Annotated in this window: 18 protein-coding genes; 9 read left to right on the top strand and 9 right to left on the bottom strand. The window is 69.9% G+C overall.

The window, feature by feature from the left end; translation table 11 throughout:
- Positions 1 to 244 precede the first annotated feature (244 nt).
- Positions 245 to 1522: a nucleotide sugar dehydrogenase gene (locus L0U85_RS14955; protein ID WP_241378565.1), complete on the bottom strand. Its 1278-nt coding sequence runs from the start codon at positions 1520 to 1522 to the stop codon at positions 245 to 247.
- Between the two features lie 343 nt (positions 1523 to 1865).
- On the opposite strand from L0U85_RS14955, the gene L0U85_RS14950 reads away from it, so the two are divergent.
- Complete coding sequence (locus tag L0U85_RS14950; protein ID WP_241378564.1) at positions 1866 to 2975, top strand: glycosyltransferase family 2 protein; 1110 nt, start codon at positions 1866 to 1868, stop codon at positions 2973 to 2975.
- On the opposite strand, the gene L0U85_RS14945 is transcribed toward L0U85_RS14950, so the two are convergent.
- Together L0U85_RS14945 and L0U85_RS14940 are read right to left on the bottom strand one after the other, a co-directional pair.
- Positions 2889 to 4337 carry a glycosyltransferase family 2 protein gene (locus L0U85_RS14945; protein ID WP_241378563.1) on the bottom strand — a complete coding sequence of 483 codons (1449 nt, stop codon included), beginning with the start codon at positions 4335 to 4337 and terminating at the stop codon, positions 2889 to 2891. The genes L0U85_RS14950 and L0U85_RS14945 overlap by 87 nt on opposite strands.
- Before the next feature lie 21 nt (positions 4338 to 4358).
- On the bottom strand, positions 4359 to 5759 hold the full coding sequence (locus L0U85_RS14940) for a glycosyltransferase (RefSeq protein ID WP_241378562.1): 1401 nt from the start codon (positions 5757 to 5759) through the stop codon (positions 4359 to 4361).
- 260 nt (positions 5760 to 6019) lie between these two features.
- Here L0U85_RS14940 and L0U85_RS14935 point away from each other — a divergent pair, with 260 nt between their 5' ends.
- From L0U85_RS14935 to L0U85_RS14915, 5 genes are all read left to right on the top strand, one after another.
- The gene (locus L0U85_RS14935) at positions 6020 to 8461 is read left to right on the top strand and encodes a glycosyltransferase (RefSeq protein ID WP_241378561.1); all 2442 of its coding nucleotides are present in this window, start codon (positions 6020 to 6022) and stop codon (positions 8459 to 8461) included.
- Between the two features lie 11 nt (positions 8462 to 8472).
- On the top strand, positions 8473 to 8817 hold the full coding sequence (locus L0U85_RS14930; RefSeq protein ID WP_241378560.1) for a hypothetical protein: 345 nt from the start codon (positions 8473 to 8475) through the stop codon (positions 8815 to 8817).
- 105 nt (positions 8818 to 8922) lie between these two features.
- Positions 8923 to 9753: an ABC transporter ATP-binding protein gene (locus L0U85_RS14925; RefSeq protein WP_241378559.1), complete on the top strand. Its 831-nt coding sequence runs from the start codon at positions 8923 to 8925 to the stop codon at positions 9751 to 9753.
- Positions 9750 to 11717: a CDP-alcohol phosphatidyltransferase family protein gene (locus L0U85_RS14920; protein ID WP_241378558.1), complete on the top strand. Its 1968-nt coding sequence runs from the start codon at positions 9750 to 9752 to the stop codon at positions 11715 to 11717. Before L0U85_RS14925 ends, L0U85_RS14920 begins: the two co-directional genes overlap by 4 nt.
- Positions 11718 to 11809: 92 nt before the next feature.
- Positions 11810 to 12238 carry a hypothetical protein gene (locus L0U85_RS14915; protein ID WP_241378557.1) on the top strand — a complete coding sequence of 143 codons (429 nt, stop codon included), beginning with the start codon at positions 11810 to 11812 and terminating at the stop codon, positions 12236 to 12238.
- A gap of 14 nt (positions 12239 to 12252) precedes the next feature.
- Here the strand turns inward: L0U85_RS14915 and L0U85_RS14910 are convergent, their stop codons facing one another.
- On the bottom strand, positions 12253 to 13104 hold the full coding sequence (locus tag L0U85_RS14910) for a polysaccharide deacetylase family protein (protein WP_241378556.1): 852 nt from the start codon (positions 13102 to 13104) through the stop codon (positions 12253 to 12255).
- 158 nt (positions 13105 to 13262) lie between these two features.
- On the opposite strand from L0U85_RS14910, the gene L0U85_RS14905 reads away from it, so the two are divergent.
- Both L0U85_RS14905 and L0U85_RS14900 read left to right on the top strand, forming a co-directional pair.
- Complete coding sequence (locus L0U85_RS14905; RefSeq protein WP_241378555.1) at positions 13263 to 13853, top strand: non-oxidative hydroxyarylic acid decarboxylases subunit B; 591 nt, start codon at positions 13263 to 13265, stop codon at positions 13851 to 13853.
- 5 nt (positions 13854 to 13858) lie between these two features.
- Positions 13859 to 14122: a hypothetical protein gene (locus tag L0U85_RS14900; protein WP_241378554.1), complete on the top strand. Its 264-nt coding sequence runs from the start codon at positions 13859 to 13861 to the stop codon at positions 14120 to 14122.
- A 32-nt stretch (positions 14123 to 14154) separates the two neighbouring features.
- Here the strand turns inward: L0U85_RS14900 and L0U85_RS14895 are convergent, their stop codons facing one another.
- On the bottom strand, positions 14155 to 15555 hold the full coding sequence (locus tag L0U85_RS14895) for a UDP-glucose/GDP-mannose dehydrogenase family protein (protein WP_241378553.1): 1401 nt from the start codon (positions 15553 to 15555) through the stop codon (positions 14155 to 14157).
- A 231-nt stretch (positions 15556 to 15786) separates the two neighbouring features.
- Here L0U85_RS14895 and L0U85_RS14890 point away from each other — a divergent pair, with 231 nt between their 5' ends.
- Positions 15787 to 16953 carry an acyl-CoA dehydrogenase family protein gene (locus tag L0U85_RS14890; RefSeq protein WP_241378552.1) on the top strand — a complete coding sequence of 389 codons (1167 nt, stop codon included), beginning with the start codon at positions 15787 to 15789 and terminating at the stop codon, positions 16951 to 16953.
- On the opposite strand, the gene egtD is transcribed toward L0U85_RS14890, so the two are convergent.
- The 4 genes from egtD to egtA are packed head-to-tail and all read right to left on the bottom strand — an operon-like array spanning position 16950 to position 21198.
- Positions 16950 to 17915, bottom strand: a complete 966-nt coding sequence (egtD, locus tag L0U85_RS14885) for an L-histidine N(alpha)-methyltransferase (protein ID WP_241378551.1) — start codon at positions 17913 to 17915, stop codon at positions 16950 to 16952. The genes L0U85_RS14890 and egtD overlap by 4 nt on opposite strands.
- Positions 17916 to 17924: 9 nt before the next feature.
- The gene (gene egtC, locus L0U85_RS14880; protein ID WP_241378550.1) at positions 17925 to 18683 is read right to left on the bottom strand and encodes an ergothioneine biosynthesis protein EgtC; all 759 of its coding nucleotides are present in this window, start codon (positions 18681 to 18683) and stop codon (positions 17925 to 17927) included.
- Positions 18683 to 19960 (bottom strand): ergothioneine biosynthesis protein EgtB, encoded by a 1278-nt coding sequence (gene egtB, locus L0U85_RS14875; protein WP_241378549.1) that lies wholly within the window; start codon positions 19958 to 19960, stop codon positions 18683 to 18685. Before egtB ends, egtC begins: the two co-directional genes overlap by 1 nt.
- Positions 19957 to 21198 (bottom strand): ergothioneine biosynthesis glutamate--cysteine ligase EgtA, encoded by a 1242-nt coding sequence (egtA, locus tag L0U85_RS14870; protein ID WP_241378548.1) that lies wholly within the window; start codon positions 21196 to 21198, stop codon positions 19957 to 19959. Before egtA ends, egtB begins: the two co-directional genes overlap by 4 nt.
- Between the last annotated feature and the right edge of the window lie 2 nt (positions 21199 to 21200).

Genomic DNA, 21200 nt, shown 5'->3' with positions numbered 1-21200 from the left:
CCCAACACAACACGAGGAAGTCTCGTCCGACCTCACTCGGCCAGGCGGCCCGAGACCGAGCCCGCCCATCCACTCACGCCTTCGTCGCTGCTGCCCTTGGCGCACAACAACCACCCACGAGAAAGACGCCGCCTACCGAACAAGGGCCATTTCAGGCCTCCCCAGGCGCCGCGACAGCAGTCGGGCAACAAAAACCGCCGCGGGCCTCACGTGGGCCCGCGGCGGATGTCGTCTGTTCGTTCCTTCAGAGCAGCTCGACGCCTTCGACACCGCGCAGGGCTCCGCGCGTATCGAGGACCGCCACACCGTCGGGAAGCGACTCGGCGGTGTACTCGCTGTGGTTCGTCAGCACGATCGCCAGGTCCGCCTTCGCCGAGGAGAGCTCGGTGACCCGCTCCACCTCGCGACCGTTCACGGACCACGTCTCGACATGCGGGTCGTGGTAGGCCACCTCGGCACCGGCATCGATGAGCTTCTTCGCAACCGGCTCGGAGGGCGATTCGCGCTGGTCGGCGATGTCGGGCTTGTAGGTGACGCCCAGTAGCAGCACGCGCGAGCGCGACAGCGCCAGGCGGTTCTTGTTCAGACTCGCCATCGCCCGGCTGACCACGTACTCGGGCATCCGGTTGTTGATCTCCTGGGCCAGCTCGACGAATCGGAATGGGTAGCCGAGCGTGCGGACCTTGTAGGACAGATAGTTCGGGTCGATCGGGATGCAGTGCCCGCCGACGCCGGGCCCGGGGTAGAAGGCCTGGTAGCCGAACGGCTTGGTCTTGGCCAGGCCGATCGCGTCCCACAGGTCGACGCCGAGCTCGCGGCAGAAGACCGCCATCTCGTTGACCAGAGCGATGTTCACGTGCCGGTAGGTGTTCTCCAGCAGCTTCGCCATCTCCGCCTCGCGGGTGCCCTTCGCCTCGACGACGGTGTCGATGAACTGGCTGTAGAGCGCCGCGGCCGCCGCGGTGCAGTCCGGGGTGAGGCCGCCGACGACCTTGGGGGTGTTGACGATCCCGTAGATCGGGTTGCCCGGATCGACGCGCTCGGGCGAGAAGGCGAGATGGAAGTCCTCGCCGGCCTTGAGGCCGTTCTTCTCCAGGATCGGGGCGACGACCTCCTCTGTGGTGCCCGGGTAGGTGGTGGACTCCAAAACCACGAGCGTGCCGCTCATCAGGTGGTCGCCGGCCGACCGCGCCGCGGAGGTGACGGCGGTCAGGTCCGGGCCGCCGACCTCGGAAAGCGGCGTCGGCACGCAGATGACGATCGCCTTGGCACGCGCCTGGACCGAGGCGTCGGTCGAGGCGGTGTATCCCTTTCGGAGCATGTTGCCGAGCTCATCGTCGGTGATGTCGTCGATGTGGCTGGTGCCGCCGTTCAGGGCGGCGACGACGCGCTTCGAGCGGTCGAGTCCGACCACGTTGAGCCCCTTGGCGGTCGCGGCCTGAGCGAGCGGGAGCCCGACATAGCCCTGACCGACCACGACGAGGTCGATCGGTGTCTCACTCGCGTTTTCATTCGGTGCCACAGTAGAATCCTTTGCGAATCTGTGCGGGGTGCGGTCGAAGGTCCTGATTCAGAGATTAGCAACAACGAAACTTGATTATCTGACCAGGGCGAACGTAAATGGTTGTTCGCGAATGGTTCACGTTTGGTACATGTGTAGGCAAGGCAATAGTCGACCGAATGGATTGTTCACCGGACGCTCCACAAGAGTTCACCCGTCGTCCGATTTGATCGGCGTGTCGCGCCAATCCCATGAATCGCATCCCAGAATCTGCCGTTCACATGCCAGAACGCGTTTGCAGGACTGTGATTTCGCGCGTATTCGGGGTGCACTGAGACGGTCACCGCAGGGTTAGAATCTATTCATGCCCTCATTGAGCATTGTCATCCCCGTCTATCAGGCCGAGGAATACCTCGCGGGATGCCTCGACACCATCGTCGGCGGAGGAGACCAGCTCGAAGTCGTCATCTCAGACGACTGCTCGCCCGATGCCTCGCGCGCCATAGCGGATCGCTACGCCGAAGGCGATCCGCGCATCCGCGTCGTGTCCACACCCGAGAACGCCGGTTCTGGCCCCGCCCGCAACCACGGACTCACACACGCCACAGGCGACTACGTGTGGTTCGTCGACGCCGACGACGAGCTCAAACCCGGTGCGGTCGATCGCGTCATCGCCGCAGTCACCGCCGACGGAGAAAAACCCGACGTCGTGCTCGTCCAGCACGAGAAGGTGCGCGACACCGGCGCCGTCGAAGCCGGCGAACTCGCCGACCTCGCGGGACGCAGCCCCGTCGACCCGGCCGGATTCACACTGGAGGAATGGCCCCGGATCATCGACTACACGCACACGCCGTGGACGAAGGTCTCCCGCCGCGAGTTCCTCACCTCGATCGACCTCGACTTCCCCTCCGGCTGGTACACCGACATCCCCTGGACCTACGGGCTGTTCCGCCGCGCGAAGCGCATGGCCCTCGTCACCGAATGCTGCTACCAGTGGATCCAGCGGGCCGGCTCCTCGATCACCCGCACCCGCGACGACCGCCACTTCGACGTGTTCACCCAATGGCAGCGAGTCTGGGACGACTTCGAGTCCGTAGAGGACCCCGGCGTCCGCGTCGCCCTGTTCAACCACATGGTGTGGCACCTGCTGCTCGTCATCGGCAACACCGAGCGCGTCGACCCCAAGAAGCGCCGCGAGTTCTTCCGCCGCACCTCCGATCTGTACCGCCGCTACCACCCAGGCCCGGACGCATGGCGCCCCGCCAGGGGCGCCGACGGCCTCAAGCAGCGGCTGCTCGCCGCCCGCGCCTACCTCGGATACGAGGCGCTGCGCAAGGCCTGGCGCCTATCGCAGTCAGCGAAGCGCAAGCTCAAGCGAAGCGACCCGTCAGCGCCGGCCGAGGACCCGTCGCAGGATTCGACGCGACCGCCGGCCCAGTCCGTCGGGAGCTCGGCCCACATCTCCAACTCCTGACCGCTTCACTCCGAGCAGCGCGTCCACCAGCGCGCCCTCGGTGACACGCTCGGCTCCCCACACCTCGGCGATGTCCGATCCGAGATGCGCGGCCCTCGCCGCCGCCGCCGTGCGCTCCAAGCGCGCGACGCCCTCGGGAAGCACCACTTCGAGCAGGCCGAGGCGGTGCTCGTTCGCGTACCCGATGAGCGAGGCGACCGCGTCGCGGTGCGGCTTCGCGCCCTCGGGCAGCCAGATCCGGTACGGCACCGTCGGGTCGTCCTCGACCTCCGAAGCCGTCCGCACCCTCGGCTCGCCACGGAACGACTCGACCTGCAGTCGCGCGTCCAGATCCGGGTCGTCCAGCGGCGCATGGCGCTCCGGCAGCGGCTTCGGCCACTCGCCCAGCAGCGTCACCCGCACGTCCGGGACCGAACCGGCGAGGACCTTGTCGACACAGGACTCCGTCCCGGGCCCGGCCCCCACGACCACCTCGGCCAGCGGCGTGACCCACGACCGCCTCGCCCTCGGCCGCTTCGTGTCCAACTCCGGCACCCGGTTCGCGATGTGCGGCCTGCGGTACCGCTTGGCGAGGTCACCGCGCGCACTGATCTGGCGCGGCCCCAGGTGCCACGACGACGAGTCGACATCCGGCACGAACACCGCCCCGGCCTGGTGCAGCCGGTACCCGAAGATCGTGTCCGAACCGAGTATCACGTCCGCGTCCATCCCGCCGGACGCCTTGTACAGGCCCCGAGGCACCGAGAACGAGGCGCCGACCAGCACCCTGAAGGCCCGGTGGTCGGCGTCCTTCAGCCCGTCGGTGCGGTCGATGATCGCCTCGATCCACTGCGGCTCCGAGGAGTCGAGGTCGAACAGCTCCGCCGCGCCTCCCGCGCCGACCCGCTCGTAGACCTCGCGCGGGTCGAGGTCCCCGGCCTGGTAGTCGACGAAGCGCTTGTGCCCCAGCACGGTCAGGTAGTCGGCGGCGTGGTGCCAGCGCATCTGCGACTCGACGTGGTCGGCGAAGGCCAGCATGTCCGAGTCGAGGCGCAGGATCACGTCGCCGTCGCTGCGCTCCACACCGGAGTTCGTCGCGTGCGCCGACGCCCAGCCGCCGGGAAGCGGCCGCACGATCTTCGCGTGCTTCGGGCACAGGTCCGGCAGCCGGAGCGCCGGGTCGGAGCAGTCGTCGACGACGACGACCTCCAGCAGCTCCTCGGGATAGGTCTGCGCGGCGAGCGCCGCCAGCACCACGTCCAGCTTCTCCTGCTGGCCGTGCGCGGGGATGACGACACTGGCGCTCAGGCTCGGCGTCCACTCCCCGACCGGCCGTCGCAGCGGGCCGTAGTCGTTGCGGCGAATGCTCGGGCTGCTTGCCATCTCGGTCTCCTCTGACTGTCGCTATCGCCGCAGCAGGCTGCGCAGGCGAGCGCGCTGGCGGGCGTTCAGGAACCGGCGGGCGAGGCGGCGGGCCGCGCCTGCCCGGTTCGGCGTGAAGGCGGTGTTGCCGGGCTCGGGCGCGGCCAATCCCTTGTGGGTGACAGCGCCCCAGATGCCGGCGACGACCCGGTCGAGGTCCTCGCCGGGGGCGATGTGGCGGGCGCGCGAGAAGGCGGCGGTGCGCTCGAAGCGGGCCGGGGCCGAGCCCGGCAGTTCGGCGAGGACGAGTCCGGCGTCCTCTCGACCGGCGGTGGCGAGGATCCCCGTGATGCTTCCGGGCCGCAGCGGGACCGGTTTGGGCAGGACGAGCCGGAAGGGGACGGCGGGGTCGGCCTCGGGTTCGTCCGTGGTGATGCGCACGCGTGATTCGGTGTCGTACATCTCTTCTATGAGGCGCAGTTGGGCGCCCTCGCCGGAGAGGATGGCCTCGCGGTCGTGCCGGGGTGGGGCCTGGCCGGTGACGAGGGTGATCCGCACGTCCGAGTCGGTGCCGGCCAGGACCGGGGCGAGCGCGGCGTCCACATCGGCGACGGTGTGGTCGCCGACGTCGATGACGATGTCGACGTGCGGGACGCGCCAGGCGCGGAGCGGGGCGGTGCGGCGCATGCCGTGCAGCGGGACGCGCTGGGCGATGTAGGGGAGCCGCTGCGCTCGGCCCTCGGCCTCCTTCTGCTGCATCTGCGGGATGCCGAGGTGCCAGGAGGAGGAGGTCTGCTCGGGCACGAAGACGGCGCCGGCTTGGGCGAGGCGGTAGGCGAACTCCGAGTCGCTGCCGAGGCGCAGGTCGGTGGAGAGTCCGCCGACGGTCTTGAACAGGTCGCGGTGGAGCGAGCCGGTCGCGCCGATGAACACCCGGTAGATGCCGGGGTTGTGGACGGTGAGGCCGTCGGTGTCGTCGATGACCGTCTCGATCCAGTGCGGCCTGGAGGACTCGATCTCGTACAGCGAGTGGCCCTCACCGCAGACGATCTTCTCGTAGACCTGTTCCGGGGTGCGAGCGCCGTCCTGCCACTCGACGAAGCGCTTGTGGCCGAGGACGGCGAGGTAGTCGGCGGCGTGGTGCCAGCGCATCTGCGCCTCGACGTGGTCCCGCCACGCGACCATGTCCGAGTCGAGGCGCAGGATGACCTGGCCTTCGGCGTGGTCGACGCCGGTGTTGACGGCGTGGGCCGAACCCCAGGACTCCTGTGTGGTGACGACCAGGCGAGTGTGCTCGGGTCGCAATTCTGGCAGGCGCAGGGCCGGACTGGAGCTGTCGTCTACGACGACGACTTCCATGAGTTCGGTCGGGTACGTTTGGGCGGCAAGGGCGGCGAGAGTCAGGTCGAGTTTCTCCTGATTCCCGTAAGCTGGAATGACCACGGTCACCGCCAGACTCGGCTGCCAGTCTGTAGCGGTCGGTGGATGCAGAGCCCTATAGTCATTGCGGACGATGCGTGGGCGTTTCGGTGAGTCGTTCATTTCGTGCTCACGATATCCCGCTCTCTCCCCAAGGCATAGACCGGCTTGCCTGTTTAATATTTGTTTACGCAGGTGAAGGTAATTGTTTGAATTGTATTCATGCTTCTTGCGAATTGGGACGCGACGATCGGGCGGACTCGGACCAGGAGACGACGAAATCCATGAACGTTGAGGATGCGACCGGGCTCTACCCGCCTCGGTTGACCGACGACCATCTGGAGCGGGCGGCGAGGCGCCGGCCCGGCACGATGGGCGTCACCGCTTTGAGGACCCGCTCGCCCGGCGCCCGGTACCTGCTCGCCCGAGCGGCCTGCCGGACCCTGACGTTCCCGCGGCTGCTCGAAACCGCCCGTTCGGGTGACTCGCGCGGCACCGACATCGACCCTGCGGCGCTATGTGAACTCGCCCGCGTCGTCGGCCTCCAATTCGGAGGCGAGGACGACCGCCGCGACGCGCTCGCCCTCTACGAGCTGGCGCTGAAGCTCGGCGGACCGAAGCGCGTCGAACCCCGCCACCAGGCCGTGCACGCCCAGCTCGCCTGGTCGCTCGGCGAGGCCGACCGGGTGCGCGCGCTGCTGCGTCGCTACCGGCACATGCCCGCGCTCGAATTCGGCGGCCTCCAGGCCGACCTGGCCCACCCCGACCGCGGTGGCGACGAGCGTGCCTGGATCAAGCGCCTCGGGCGGCTGTGCCGCCACCGGGAGTTGCGGCTCGACCCCGACACGAGCCTGCCCTGGTTCGATCGGCTCCGCGCCGACGCGGGCCCGGCCATCGTCCGGGGCCCCAAGATCTCGGTGGTCATGACCGCCTACCGGCCCGACCGGGCCCTGCGCACCGCCGTCGAGTCCCTGCTGAACGGCACCTGGTCCAACCTGGAGGTCCTCGTCGTCGACGACGCCTCCGGCGAGGAGTACGACGCGGTCCTCGACGAGGTCGCCGCCCTCGACGACCGGGTCCGCGTGGTCAGGACGGAGACCAACGGAGGCACCTTCGCCGCCCGGAACGCCGCCTTCGACACCGCCACCGGCGACTTCCTCACCGGCCTCGACTCCGACGACTGGGCCGCCCCGGACCGCCTCGCGAACTCCATCGCGCCGCTGCTGGCCGACCCCGAGCTCCAGCTGACCTACTCCGAGGCGTTCCTGTTCGGCGAGGACCTCACCGTCACCCGCCCCGGGCGCGTCCTCACCACCGCCTCCACCGCCTCGATGATGTTCCGCCGCGGCGTGATCGACCGGATCGGCTACTACGACGAGGTTCGCAAGGGCGCCGACACCGAATTCCTCAACCGCGTCGCCGCCGCCTTCGGCAAGCCGGCGGTGCTGCGCCTCCAGGGAACATGGGACACGCTCATGCGCCAGGCGCCCGGCTCGCTCTCCCGCGACGAGTTCGGGCCCGGTTGGAAGCACCCGTCCCGGCGTGCCTACCAGTCCGCCTACCCCCTTTGGCACCGCGAGATCGAGGATGGAAAAGCCGATCCGTACCTGTCGAGAGGAACCCGGGAGCGGCCGTTCTGGGCTCCGTACCACACTGCCGTCGCCGCTCGCGACCAGCGCAAACGCCACTTCGACGTCGTATTCGTCCTCGACTGGCGGCCGTTCGGCGGGCCTCAGAAGTCCACGATGGAGGAGATCAGGGCCCTCCGATCCGAGGGCCGCCGCGTAGCGGTCATGCACCTCGAATCGTGGCGGCACATGACCACCGAGGACCGTCCCCTGTGCGACGCGATACAGCAGATGGTCAACGACGGCACCGTCGACCAGGTCCTGCCGACCGACGAGGTCGAATGCGACCTGCTCGTCCTGCGCTACCCGCCGATCCTCCAGTTCCGCTCCAGCGAGCGCTCGAACGTGCGCCCGGAGCGGATGATCGTCCTCGCGAACCAGGCCCCGACCGAGCGCGACGGCTCCGACATCCGCTACATCCCCGACGCCTGCCACGCCAACGCCACCGAGTTGTTCGGCGTCGCGCCGCTGTGGGTGCCCCAGGGGCCGCAGGTGCGCGAGGCCCTCGGCGACCTCACCGCCGGGCGCCTCGCCGACTTCGACATGCCCGGAATCCTGGACGCCGATGCTCTCGCCCCGGCCCGCAGCGGCTTCCGCTCGGTGCTGCCGGTCGTCGGCCGCCACTCCCGCGACGACTGGTCCAAATGGCCGGTCCCCGAGGACGTCTACAAGGTCTACCCCGGCGACGGCCGCTGGGACGTCCGCGTCATGGGCGGGGTCAAGACCATCCGGCGCCTCACAGGGGACGTGCCCGCAGAGTGGACCTGCTACGGCTTCAACGAGACCGACGTCGACTCCTTCCTCTTCCAGCTCGACTTCTGGATCTACTTCCCCCACCCGAGGCAGTACGAGGCCTTCGGACGCGCCGTCCTCGAAGCGCTCGCCGCCGGCTGCGTCGTCCTCCTGCCTCCCCGATTCGAACCGACGTTCGGCGACGCCGCGCTGTACTGCGAACCCGCCGAAGTCGCCGACCTCGTCGACGCCCACTACGGCGACCCAGAGCGCTTCCTGGCGCGCAGCGCCCTCGCCCAGCAGCGCGTGCGCGAGCGCTTCAGCCACGACTCCTACCGCAAACTCGTCACCGACCTGCTTTCCTGAAGGTTCCTCCATTGAAATCGATACTCAAGGCCCTCTACAACCGCCTGGGCCGCCCGGCTCCGCGGCGCCTCGCCGCCGTCCTCGGCATGCTCGCCGCAGCGGCGCTCGTCGCCGTCGCGTACTTCGGCGACGCCCGCCTGGTGTCGTCGCTGTCACTGCTGATGAGCCTGGTCACGATAGGCGCCCTGGCCCTGGTGTGGAACGAGTCCCGCAAGGCCCGCGCTGAAATGCGCGCCACGAGCGAGCGGACCGAGGTCACCTACCGCCGCATACTCGCCGCCATCGAGGTCGAGCGCCTGGCCGCCGAGCGCAGGCACGCCCGCGGCAAGGCTCGCATACAAGAACAGAACCGCTGAGATCGGGCGTTCGTGACCGTCGTCCTCGGCCGGGGTGCCCGCATGCGGGGCGAGCGGTAGTATTGGCGCGCCGTGTCAACCACCTGTTCTGGGAGGGCCGCCCCTATGGAGGAGCCGATCATCCAGGCTCGCGACCTCGGAATCCGCTTCGCCAAAGGCAAGCAGAAGAAGGGCCGAGTCAAGGACCTGTTCGTCCGGCGATCCGCCAACAAGAAGGGTGCCGCCAGCGAGGACTTCTGGCCGCTGCGCCACGTCGACTTCGACATCTTCCCCGGCGACTCGGTCGGCATCATCGGATCGAACGGCACCGGGAAGTCGACGCTGCTGCGCCTGATCACCGGCGTCCTCATCCCCGACGAGGGCTACGTGCGCCGTGAGGGCCGCGTCGCCCCGCTCATCGCCCTGTCGGCCGGATTCTCCGGCGACCTCACCGGGCGCGAGAACGTCAACCTCGTCGGCGCGCTCCACGGCATGACCACCAAGGAGATCAAGTCGAAGTTCGACGAGATCGTCGACTTCTCCGAGCTCGAGGACTTCATCGACACGCCCGTCAAGCACTACTCCTCGGGCATGAAGGTGCGCCTCGGCTTCGGTGTCATCACCCAGCTGCCGCACCCGATCCTCCTGGTCGATGAGGCGCTCGCCGTCGGCGACAAGGCCTTCAAGAAGAAGTGCCACGGCGTCATCGCCGGCCTTCTCAAAGAGGGCCGCACGCTCGTGTTCGTCTCCCACTCGGCCGGCGAGCTCAAGCGCTACTGCAAGCGCGGCATCTTCCTCGACGCCGGGCGCGTCGTCACCGACGGCACCGTCGAGGAGGCCCTCGACTCCTACAACGAGTCCAGCGACGCCAACGCGAAGCGCAAGGCCGAGAAGAAGGCCGCTGAGAAGAGGGCAGCCGAGGAGGCCGCCCGCCGGCCTGTCGAGGCGGCTTCGTGAGCCGAGCCGTCATCCTGCCGGCGCCAGGCGGCTCCATCGAAACACCCGAAGACGGCACGGTCCTCGACCGGCTCATCGCCCAGGTCCGAGAGGCCGGATGCGACGATGTGACCGTGCTCATCAGGCCCGGAGCGGACTTGACCGTCAAAGCCGCGCAGATCGAGTCGGCCGACGCCGCGAGCGACCTCGAACACCTCCGCGAGATCGCCTTCTCGGGAACCGGCGCCCTGTTCCTCGCCTACGCCGACCTGGTCGCCTCTCAGACCACCGTCGCCGCCGTCCTATCCGACTCCTCGCGCCGCTCCGGCGTGCTCGTCGGCACCGACGACGCGGCCGCCGAACCGGTGAGCGTCGAACGCGGCCTGGTCACCGGCCCCGGCCCCGGCCCGGCCCGCCTCGGCGGGCTCGCGAAGGTCTCGGCCGCGCACCTGGCGCGCCTGCGCCGCCACTGGCCCGCCGAATCCCCCGGCGACGCGTTCGAGGCCGTCCTCGCCGCCCTGCACGCCCGCGCGATCCCCGTCAACGCCTACCGGACGAGCGGACTCGCGCACCGGCAGGCCGGCGACGCCGACGAGGCCGCCGAGACCATCGCCGAGTTCACCTCGGTCGACATGGACGCCTGGCGGCTGCGCAACGCCGTCAAATACGACGACGACCTCTTCGCCACCTACGCCGTCTCCTCGTGGTCCCCGAGACTCGTCAAGTTCGGAGCGCGACTGGGATGGACCCCCACCCCCATCACCTGGGTCTCCATCGCCCTCGCGCTCGGAGCGGCCGCGATCTTCGCCTCCGGCTTCAGCTGGTGGTACCTCCTCGCCGCCGCCCTGATGTACTTCAGCTTCGTGTTCGACTGCGTCGACGGCCAGCTCGCGCGCTACACCCAGAACTTCTCGTCCTTCGGCGGCTGGCTCGACATGATGGCCGACCGCGGCAAGGAGTACGCGATCTACGCCGGCCTCGCCGCCGGTGCCGCTCTCGACGGCTCCACCGCCGCCGCCTGGGGCATCGCCGTCGCAGCCATGGTCACGCAGACCGTCAGGCACACCGCCGACACCTGGTACGCCGTCCTGCTCGACACCGCCGTCGTCCGCCAGGCCCGCAAACGCGAAACCGCCCCGCCCGTCGGACGCGCCGCCCACCTCGGGCAGCGCCTCGGCTCGGCCTCCGAGCACGTCATGGGCGCCCACCGGTCCTTCCTGTACTGGGCCAAGCGCACCATCGTCGCCGGCGTCGGCGAGCGCTGGCTTCTGCTGGCCGTCGCCGCCGTGGCCTTCGGCCCGAGGATCGCGATCACAGCGCTCCTGTGCTGGCAGCTGCTCGCCCTCGCGTACACCAGCGCCGGACGCCTCCTGCGCACCCTCGCGGCGCGCACCGCCGCACTGCGCCGCCCCGACCGGGCGGCCCACCGCGACGACGGCGTCCTCGCGCGGGCCATGCCCGCCAACCGGCACCGCTTCTCGAACCTCCCGGTGGTCTCGACCGCGTTGGCCGCCGCAGTGACGGGCGTCGCGGTGTGGCGCGCCGCCGAAGGCCTCACGTGGACACCGCTCGTCCTCGCATGCGTCGCGGTCCTGGCCGGGATCGCCTCGGCCAGAAGCGACCACGACGGCATCTTCGACTGGCTCATCCCCGCGGGGCTCCGCGCGATCGAACTCGGCGTCATCACCGCCGCCGGACTCGTCGCCGGGGTCTCCTGGCCGGTCCTGTTCGCGCTGCTCGGCGTCGTCTCCCTGTACTTCTACGACCTCGCCGCCGGGCTCGACAAGGCCGCCTCGCCCGTGAGCCGCCGCGACCTCGGACTCGGCTGGCCCGCGCGCGGCCTCATCGCCGTCGCCGCCTCCGCGGCCTCGCTCGTGACCGAGCCGATCGTCGCCACCGCGACGTTCGCCGCGCTCGCCGTCTACGTCGCCGCCACCTTCGTCGGGGCGATCATCGTCGGCGCCCGCCGAGCCGCCCGCGCCTAGCTCGCCGCCTTCCAAGTCCTTCAACAAAACTCGAACGGGTTATAGGGGGCAACAGGCGAGCGGCTCTGGTGCATTGGAACTAAGGTGTACCTGTGCGCAAGAACCGGCTGCTGCGTCTGGTGCTCGCCGCGACCTTCGTCGGCGCGGTGGGCGCTCTGTCATTCCCTCCGCACGATGGCGAAGCGCCCCAGGTGGACTGGAGCTACGTCGACGAGACCAACCCGGTCTTCCCACCGGAGACCCCCGTCCCCGACTACGACGGCGACGGCACGCCCGACGCGGAGGACGGTGACGACGGTGGCGAAGGGAACGGCGACGACACGACCGGCTCCACCCCCGGCGGCGGCGGTCCTCCCGAGCCGGAGGTCCGCGAACCCGGCGGCGAGGCCGGCGACGGCGGAGCCGGCCGCGGCCGGCTCGGCCTCTCGGCCCCGGTGCAGGCGGCCCTGTCCGTCGGGCTCCTCGGCCTCGCGTTCCTCGCGCTCCTGCCGGGTCGCAGGATGCCCGAGAACCTGCGCTGATCTTTTCGCGGCCCTTACAAGGCCACCATGGCGTACCCGCGGCGCCCGAACTCGTCCAGGATGGAGCCCAGGGCGCCGTACATGTGCCTCTGGTTCGACGCGCCGTCGTGCAGCAGGACGATCGAGCCCGGCTTCGTCCGGTTGAGGACGTGGTTGCGGATCTGGGCCTCGGTCTTACCGGCGTCCCAGTCGGAGGGGTCCACGGCCCAGTGGAGCGACTCCATGCCCATGTCGGCGGCGACGGCGATGGCGCGCTGGGTCCATCTCCCGCCCGGGTGGCGGAAGTACCTCACTTCGGTGCCGGGGGCGGCCTTCTGGATGGCGTCGTTCGTGCGCTGTAGATTCGCCCGGATCTCCCGGTCGCTCCATCTGCCCAGGTCGAACTCGTGAAACCAGGTGTGGCTGCACAGCGTGTGTCCGTCGTGGACGATATCGGCGATGAGGTCGGGGTTGGCCTCGGCGTAGGCGCCGATGACGCAGAACGTGGCCTTGACGCCGTCTTCGCGGAGCCTGTCGAGGACCCTCGGCGTCCACTTCGGGTCGGGTCCGTCGTCGAAGGTCAGGGCTATGGTGTCGGCGCCTGTGCGGTCGCGGGTGCCGAGCGGCCCCCGGTGCCGCTCGCCGACCGGCCCGGTCTCGGGCTCGCCGCTCGGCTCGGCCTCGGTGGGGGAGGGTTCCTCCTCGCTCGGGGACGTCTGCTCCGGTTCCGGCTCGGCGGCGGCTCTGCGGTCCGGCGACGGGGACTCCGTCGCCGAGGTCTCCGCGCCCGAGCGGTCCTGTTCGGCATCGGGACCGTTCGGCCAGGCCCAGGCGAGCAGAATGAATAGTGTGGCCGCGACGCCGATCCCGATCTTGAATCGCCTCATGCCGTGAGTTTATGGCTCAGATGCCGTGATTCGGGGTAATAAGCCGGGATGGGACAGCGTGGGCGAGGCCGTGAGTGACCTCGCTTCGCGGCGGTCTCGCCGCCGCGGTGCGTCGGCGGCGCTCTACGGTGCAGTCGTCGGGAGTCTGGAGGTCTCGCATGAGATTGATCGTCGGCATGACCGGGGCCACCGGAGCCGTGTTCGGGGTCCGGCTGCTCGAAGCGTTGCACGGGATCGAGGACGTCGAGACGCATCTGGTCGTCTCGAAGTGGGCGCGCACCACCCTGAAACTGGAGACCGGCCGCACGGTGGCCGAACTCGCGCGGCTCGCCGACCACACCTGGGGGCACGGGGACCAGGCCGCACCGATCTCCTCGGGCTCCTTCCGCACCGACGGCATGATCATCGCGCCGTGCAGCATGAAGACCGTGGCGGGCATCCGCACCGGCTACACCGAGGGCCTCATCGGACGGGCCGCCGACGTGGTGCTCAAGGAGAAGCGCAGGCTCGTCCTCGTCGCCCGCGAGAGTCCGCTATCGGACATCCACCTGGAGAATCTGCTGGCGCTCTCGCGCATGGGCGCAGTCGTCATGCCGCCGGTCCCGGCGTTCTACAACCTCCCCGAGACGGTCGACGACATCGTGGACCACGTCGTGGTGCGGGCCCTCGACCAGTTCGACCTGCCCGGCCCGAAGGCCAGGCGCTGGAACGGACTAGGTTCGGAAGGGCCTGACCCCGAAAGAGAGTAGACCTCATGGACACGTTGATGTGGGAGGCCAAGGCCCGCTCCGGGCTCGGAGGCGAGCTGCTCGAATGGGTGCTGACCCAGGGTGTGGCGGGACTCGGCGAGTCGGTCCGGACCGAGGTGTTCACCGCATCGGGCCGGGTCGTGGTCATCGTGGTCGGCCACGACGCCCCGAGGACGCTGCCCGACCCTCCGGAAGACCTGGTCGAACGGCCGCCCCACGCCTGGCCGTTCACGAGGATCACGACCAGCGCGAGCTACCCGAACGTATGACCCCTATTTCCTATAGGATATAGGATCTCTCCTCAGCGGCCGATGCCTCGGTAGTCCCAGCCGTGTGCGCTCCACTGCTCGGGATCGAAGGCGTTCATGCCGTCGAGGATGCGCCGTTCGGCGACCTGGCGGCCCAGCGCCTCGGGGTCGAGCGTGCGGAACTCCTCCCACGGCACCATCGCGCACACCACGTCAGCCTCAGCGACGGCCTCGGGGAGAGTCTTCACGAAGCTGAGTTCGGGAGCCGCCGCCTTGGCGTTCTCGATGCCCTCGGGGTCGTAGACGACGACGTCGGCGCGGGCCTGGCGGAGCTTGCGCGCGATCGCGAGCGCCGGGGAGTCGCGGATGTCGTCGGTGTCCGGCTTGAAGGTGGCGCCGAGGTAGGCGACGCGCAGGCCCGACAGGTTCGGCCCCGCCGGGCCGGAGGGCCGGCCGACGAGGTCGGCCACGGCGCGCACGGTGTGGCTGCGGCGCCGCGAGTTGAGCTGGTCGACCTCGCCCAGGAAGCGGAAGGACTCGCCCACTCCGAGCTCGCCGGCGCGGGCGGTGAGGGCGCGGATGTCCTTCGGCAGGCAGCCGCCTCCGAAGCCGATGCCGGCGCGTAGGAACTTGTTGCCGATGCGGGCGTCGTAGCCGATGGCGCGGGCAAGGTCGGTGACGTCGCCGCCGGTGACCTCGCACAGGTCGGCCATGGCGTTGATGAAGGAGATCTTGGTCGACAGGAACGCGTTCGCCGCGACCTTGACGAGCTCGGCGGTGGCCAGGTCGGTCTCGACGATCGGGACCTCGCGGTCCTCGACCGCGGCGAGCTCCAGGATGCCCTTGTGGACGTCCCTGAGGAGCTTGGAGGCCCATTCGCTCTGAGCGGCGTAGACGATGCGGTTGGGGCGCAGGACGTCGTGCATCGCGTTCGACTCCTGCAGGAACTCGGGGGACCAGCCGACCTCGACGCCGAGTCCTTCGGGCGCGTGGCGGTCGACCAGCTCCTGGACCCAGGAGGCGGTGCCGACCGGGACGGTGGACTTGCCGACGATGAGGCACTTGCGGCTCAGGTGGCGCGAGAGGTCGGTGACGGCGGCCTCGATGTAGGACAGGTCGGCGGAGTGCTCCCCCTGGCGCTGCGGGGTGCCCACGCAGATGAAGTGGACGTCGGCGAAGTCGGCCACGGTCTGGATGTCGGTGGTGAAGCGCAGGCGCCCGGATTCGAGGTTCTTCTTGAGCAGTTCCGGCAGTCCGGGTTCGTGGATGGGCAAGGTCCCGGAGGAGAACGCCTCGATCTTGGCGGCGTCGACGTCGTACCCGATGACCTCGTAGCCGAGCTCGGCGAAGCAGATCGCGTTGGTGATGCCCAGGTAGCCGCACCCGAGGAAGGAGATGCGGGGCCGGGTGGTGGTGTTCTGCGGGGTCTCGGGGTTCTGAGTCGGGTTGCCCATCTAATACGTGCCCTGTCTGTCTCGTCGTCTAAGTCCTGGGCCGGTTCGCGTGGCTGCGTCGTCTTTGGGCCCTCGGTATGCGCCATCGTATATTCTGCTCCACGGTTGAACCGGCGGTGACGTTGCAGGAAAGCGGCGTCGAATTCCCGGTGTTCCGTGTCACCGGGTTCTCCGAGGATGCGTTAGACTCGACTTACCTTACTCGCGAGTAACAACGACCGGGAGCCATCGATGTCCACCGGGTTCAGCCCCTACCAGCTGCCAGCAGAATACTCCGAAATCCGGACTGCCACACGCGATGTTTGCGATGCGGGAGTCGCACCTCACGCCGCCGAGGCCGACGCCGATGCCGCCTTCCCCTCGGCCTCCTATGCGGCGTTGCGGTCCGCCGACCTCCACGCGCCCCACATCCCCGTCAAGTACGGCGGTGCCGGCATCGACGCGCTGGGCACGGCCATCGTCATCGAAGAGGTCGCCCGCGCCTGCGCCTCCTCCTCGCTGATCCCGGCGGTCAACAAGCTGGGCACGCTGCCGCTGCTGCTGGACGCCTCCGAGGAGATCAAGCAGCGCTACCTGCCGCCGGTCGCCTCCGGCGAGGCGATGTTCTCCTACTGCCTGTCCGAGCCCGAGGCCGGATCCGACGCCGCGTCGATGAAGACCCGCGCCGTGCGCGACGGTGACGAGTGGGTCCTCGACGGCGTCAAACGCTGGATCACCAACGCCGGGGTCAGCGAGTACTACACGGTCTTCGCCGTGACCGACCCCGAGGCCGGCTCGAGGGGCATATCGGCGTTCGTCGTGGAGAAGGCCGACCACGGCGTCTCCTTCGGCGCCCCCGAGAAGAAGCTCGGCATCAAGGGCTCGCCCACCGCCGAGGTCTACTTCGACTCGGTGCGCATCCCGGCCGGCCGGATCGTCGGTGAGGAGGGCCAGGGCTTCTCCCTGGCCATGCGGACGCTCGACCACACCCGCGTGACCATCGCCGCCCAGGCCCTCGGCATCGCCCAGGGCGCGCTCGACGCCGCCGCGGGCTACGCGGCCGAGCGCGAGCAGTTCGGCAAGCCGATCGCCGGGTTCCAAGGCGTGCAGTTCATGCTGGCCGACGCCGCCATGAAGATCAGCGCCGCACGCGAGCTCACCTACGCCGCCGCGGCCAAGTCCGAGCGCGGCGACGCCGACCTGACGTACATCGGCGCGGCCGCCAAGTGCTTCGCCTCCGACGCGGCCATGGAGATCACCACCGACATGGTCCAGGTCCTCGGCGGCTACGGCTACACCAAGGACTTCCCGGTCGAACGCATGATGCGCGACGCCAAGATCACCCAGATCTACGAGGGCACCAACCAGATCCAACGGATCGTCATGGCCCGCGAGCTGCTCAGAGGCAAGGCCTTCTAGGAAGGCGGTACGGCCGCGAGGCAGAGCCCGTAGCGCGCCCCGGCATCGGTCCACCAGTGCCGCGGTTCGAAGCCGGCGCGCACGAGCTCGCCTCGCAGGCCGTCGGGACGGAACTTCGCCGAGGTCTCGGTCAGCAGCTCTTCGCCCTTCTCGAATCTCACGGCGAGACCGAGCTCGGCGAACTCGGCGGTCACCTCGCGGACCGCCCGCAGCCGCATCTCGATCCGCTCGCCGTCCTCGTCCCAGCGGGCGACGTGTTCGAAGTCCTCGGGGTCGAAGTCGGCGCGGAGCCGCCGGTTCAGCACCTTGAGGACGTTCTTGTTGAAGGCCGCGGTCACCCCCTCCGCGTCGTCGTAGGCGGCCACGAGCGTCGGCACGTCCTTGACCAGGTCGGCGCCCACCAGCAGCGCGTCCCCGGGCTCCAGCAACCCACGAACGTCGGAGAGGAACCGCTCGCGCTGCTCCGGAAGCAGATTCCCGATCGTGCCGCCGAGGAACGCCAGCAGGCGAGGAGCCTGGAAGCGGGGGAGGCGCAGGTCGTGCTGGAAGTCGCCGACCACGGCTCGGACCGCGAGGCCCGGGTAGGCGCTGCTCAGTCCGCGGGCCGCCGCTTCCAGAGCGCCGCGGCTCACGTCGACCGGGACGTACACCTCGGGGTGCAGGGCGTCGAGCAGGATCCTTGTCTTCTCCGAGGAGCCCGAGCCGAGCTCGATCAGGCTCCGCGCGCCCGTCTCGGCGATCCGGGCCGCCCGGTCGCCGAGGATCTCCCGTTCGGCCCTGGACGGGTAGTACTCCGGCAGCCCGGTGATCCGCTCGAACAGCAGGCTGCCCTCGTCGTCGTAGAACCACTTGGGCGGCAGCGACTTCTGGGCCGAGCCGAAACCCTTCACCACGTCGGCGCGGAGCTCCCGCTCGAAGTGGTCGGCGCTCAGCAGATCCTCGACGCTGATTCGGTCCTTCACTCCCGCCTCCTATGTCCCTAGTTCGTCGGCGAGCGCCAGCGCCCGCACCTCGACGGTCGTCGCCGTCGCCCGGACCAGATGCCGTTGCGGGACCTCTCGCCACCCCTCGTCGTCGTCGCTGGGCTCCGAGGCGATGCGGATCCAGCCGTCGCCTCGGCGGCACATCAGACTATCGCCCAGGCGCGTCGCGACGATCTCGCCCGAGTCCATGACGAGGAGGTTCAGCCGCGCCTGCGGCCGTACGGTCGCGACCAGGGCGATCACGGTCTCCACAGCCTTGTCCACACGCTGCCCGTCATGGATCCGCGCGACGATCATCGCCCACAGCAGCGCCGAGTCGCTCAGCGATTCCAGGTCCAGGAGCTCCGAGCCGCTCAGGCTCGTGTCGACGTCCTCCGGCAGCAGTCGCCAGTTCGGGACGACTCCGTTGTGGCTGAACAGGTACCGGCCGCTCCGGAACGGTGCGACCGAGGCCTCGTCGAGGACGGACCCGGTGGTCGCGTCCCTGACCGTGCCAAGCGCTGCGCCGCTGCGGACGCGAGGGGCCAGTTCCGCCAGGTTCGCGTCGGACCAGATCGGGACGGCGCGCCGGTACCGGTACGGGCCCTCGTCGCCGTCCCACCAGCCGAAGCCGAAGCCGTCGGCGTTCACGCGGCCGTGCTCCTGGCAACGCGGTTCGAACGACTGCTCGCACAGGCCGTGCGGCGGGTCGGTGAGCAGCTCGGCGAGCGTTCGCGGCGGGCCCAGGTAGGCCAGGTGGCGGCACATCAGCCGGCGTCTCGCGCGGTGCGGAATCCGGCGAAGATCTGGCGCCGGACCGGGAAGTCCCAGTTGCGGAAGGTGGCGCGGGCGTTGTCGGGGTGGGTGCCGAACGAGCCGCCCCGAAGCACCTTGTACCGCCCGTCGAAGAACACCTCCGAGTAGTCGGGGCCCGGGTACGGGCGGAAACCGGGGTAGCCGTCGAAGTCGCTCGAGGTCCACTCCCAGACGTCGCCGATCATCTGCCGGGCCCCGCACGGCGACTCCCCTGCCGGGAACGAGCCCGACGGCGCCGGTTCCAGGTGTCGCCCCAGCCCCGCGTGGTCGGTGTCGGCGTCCTCCTCACCCCAGGGGTTGCGCCGCGTGAGTCCGGCCGACCGGTCCCATCGGGCGGCCTTCTCCCATTCGGCTTCTGTCGGCAGCCGCCGCCCGGCCCAGCGGGCGTAGGCGTCGGCCTCGTACCAGCTGACGTGCATCACCGGCTGGTCGCCGGGCACGGGCTCGGTGCGCCCGAAGCGGCGCCGGGCCCACAGGCCGCCTTCCTTGCGCCAGAACAGGGGTGCTTCGAGCCGCGCCTCCGTCCGGTGCTTGCGACCTTCGGCGGTCCACCAGCGCTGGTCCTCGTAGCCGCCGTCGTCGATGAACCGCCCGTATTCGGCGGCGGTGACCGGTGAGGTGTCGATCCAGAACGCCGGGATGTCGACGACGTGCGCCGGGCGCTCGTTGTCGAGGGCCCATTCGTCGGTGGCGGCGCCCATCATGAAGGCTCCGTGTTCGACGAGGACTTCGACGGGCGGTCCGGGCGGGGCGGACGCCTGTGGGCGGGGCGCGGTCAGGACGGCTTCGCCCTCGCGGAGCTGGTGGGTGGCGAGCATGGTCTCGCCGTGCTGGTGCTCGTGCTGGGCGAGGAACAGGACCGTCCGGCGCTCCTCGGCGTCGCCCTCCAGCGAGTCGAGCACGTCGAAGGCCTGGGCGCGGACGGTGTCGATGTAGTCCCTGGCCTCGGTGGGCGACAGCAGTGGCAGGGCGGGCCGCTCGGCCCTCGGGTGCTCGAAGGCGTCGTAGACCTCGTCCAGGTCCGGCCGGATCGCGGGCCGGTGGCCGAGTCGGCGCACGAGGTGGACCTCCTCGACGTTGCCGACGTGCGCCAGGTCCCACACCAGCGGGGACATCAGCGGCGAGTGCTGCGCGAGCAGCTCGGCGTCGTCGAGGCAGTCGGTGAGGGCGCGGGTGCGGCGCCGCGCGGCGTCGAGGGAGCCGGCGGCGCGGGTCTTGAAGTCGGTCATGACGAGAACTCCTGGTGCGTGGGGAGTTGGTCGTCGGCAGGGGTGCGTCCGCGGTCGATGTAGCGGGAGGCGAAGTCGCGCAGCGAGGTCTGGGCCTTCGCGGGTGCGCCGCTTCGGGCGAGGGCGCTCTCGGCGGCGGTGAAGCAGGCCTGCGCGGCTTCGCGGACGGCGGGGGCGTCGAGGCCTTCCCGGGCGGCGAGCCTCCAGGTCTCCCAGGGGGGGTGGAGGCGCCCGGCGGCGAGCGGCTCGGTGGCCTCCCAGGCCGTGACGGTGGCTCCCGGGTGGTCGAACAGGGCCGCGCACAGCGCCACGGGGACGATCCAGTCGTCGCCGTTCTGGGCGTCGATCATGCGCAGTTCCAGCCAGCCGCGCGGGCGGACGGGCGGGAAGAGCGTGCCGAGATGGTAGTCGAGGTCGTCCACTGTGGGATGTCTTTCGCCGCCTTCGCCGCGCAGCCAGGCCCGGAACGTCAGCCCTGGCGGGGCGTTCCAGTGGTCGGCGGCGTCGCGCTTGAGGCACAGCAGCCGCGCGTCGAGGGCGTATCGGGCCCACGCGGCCCGCACGTCGTGCTCGTCGGGGACGGGGAAGGTGCGGCCGGGGTCGATCTGGAACCACAGGGCCTGCCGAGTGGACTTCCAGCCGGTCGGGCGCCCGTCCCTCAAGGGGGAGTTGGCGAACGAGGCGACCAGGACCGGACCGAGGCGGTGCGCGAGGTGCCAGCGCCGCCTGTGGCCGAAGATCCCGTGTTCGGTTCCGGCGTCGAGGTTGACCTGCACGGACGCGGTCGAGCACATCACGGTCCGGCCGGACGGCTGGTCGCTGAAGTAGGCCTCCATGGCGCGGTAGCGGCGGTCGTCGAGGACGCGGTGGGACTCACGGCAGGAGTCGAGGCCGTTGCCGTCGATGACCAGGCCGCGGGCGGCGAGTGCGCCGGCGAGGACGGCCAGGTCGGTCTCGACGTCGGCCAGGAGCGCCCCGAGGCTGTCGGCGGGGCGCGAGCTCAGTTCGATCTGCCCGCCCGGTTCCCTGGTGACCAGGCCGCCGCCGCGCAGCGGACTGGCCGCTTCCAGCGGGGCGACGGCGGATCGGGACAGCTCCCGGCTCACGGGAGCGGCCCGGTCGCCGGCGCGGCGCACGAGCCATTCGAGCTCCACGCCGATCCGGCGCGGTCGGTGGACGGTGAAACAGCGCTCGATCAGGTAGGTCTCGGCTTCGGCCTCGGTCAGCTTCCCGCTCATCA

Source organism: Glycomyces sp. L485 (genome assembly GCF_022548875.1).
In the GTDB taxonomy this organism is placed as follows: domain Bacteria; phylum Actinomycetota; class Actinomycetes; order Mycobacteriales; family Micromonosporaceae; genus Glycomyces.
Note: the sequence above shows the minus strand (reverse complement) of the source record. Positions and strands in the feature narration are given on the sequence as shown.

Bases quoted from the DNA above. Each gene is read 5' to 3' on its own strand.
- L0U85_RS14950 (WP_241378564.1), top strand. From the start codon at position 1,866: ATGCCCTCATTGAGCATTGTCATCCCCGTCTATCAGGCCGAGGAATAC.
- L0U85_RS14945 (WP_241378563.1), bottom strand. From the start codon at position 4,337: ATGGCAAGCAGCCCGAGCATTCGCCGCAACGACTACGGCCCGCTGCGA.
- L0U85_RS14935 (WP_241378561.1), top strand. From the start codon at position 6,020: ATGAACGTTGAGGATGCGACCGGGCTCTACCCGCCTCGGTTGACCGAC.
- L0U85_RS14925 (WP_241378559.1), top strand. From the start codon at position 8,923: ATGGAGGAGCCGATCATCCAGGCTCGCGACCTCGGAATCCGCTTCGCC.
- L0U85_RS14910 (WP_241378556.1), bottom strand. From the start codon at position 13,104: ATGAGGCGATTCAAGATCGGGATCGGCGTCGCGGCCACACTATTCATT.
- L0U85_RS14905 (WP_241378555.1), top strand. From the start codon at position 13,263: ATGAGATTGATCGTCGGCATGACCGGGGCCACCGGAGCCGTGTTCGGG.
- L0U85_RS14900 (WP_241378554.1), top strand. From the start codon at position 13,859: ATGGACACGTTGATGTGGGAGGCCAAGGCCCGCTCCGGGCTCGGAGGC.
- L0U85_RS14895 (WP_241378553.1), bottom strand. From the start codon at position 15,555: ATGGGCAACCCGACTCAGAACCCCGAGACCCCGCAGAACACCACCACC.
- L0U85_RS14890 (WP_241378552.1), top strand. From the start codon at position 15,787: ATGTCCACCGGGTTCAGCCCCTACCAGCTGCCAGCAGAATACTCCGAA.
- egtC (WP_241378550.1), bottom strand. From the start codon at position 18,683: ATGTGCCGCCACCTGGCCTACCTGGGCCCGCCGCGAACGCTCGCCGAG.
- egtB (WP_241378549.1), bottom strand. From the start codon at position 19,960: ATGACCGACTTCAAGACCCGCGCCGCCGGCTCCCTCGACGCCGCGCGG.
- egtA (WP_241378548.1), bottom strand. From the start codon at position 21,198: ATGAGCGGGAAGCTGACCGAGGCCGAAGCCGAGACCTACCTGATCGAG.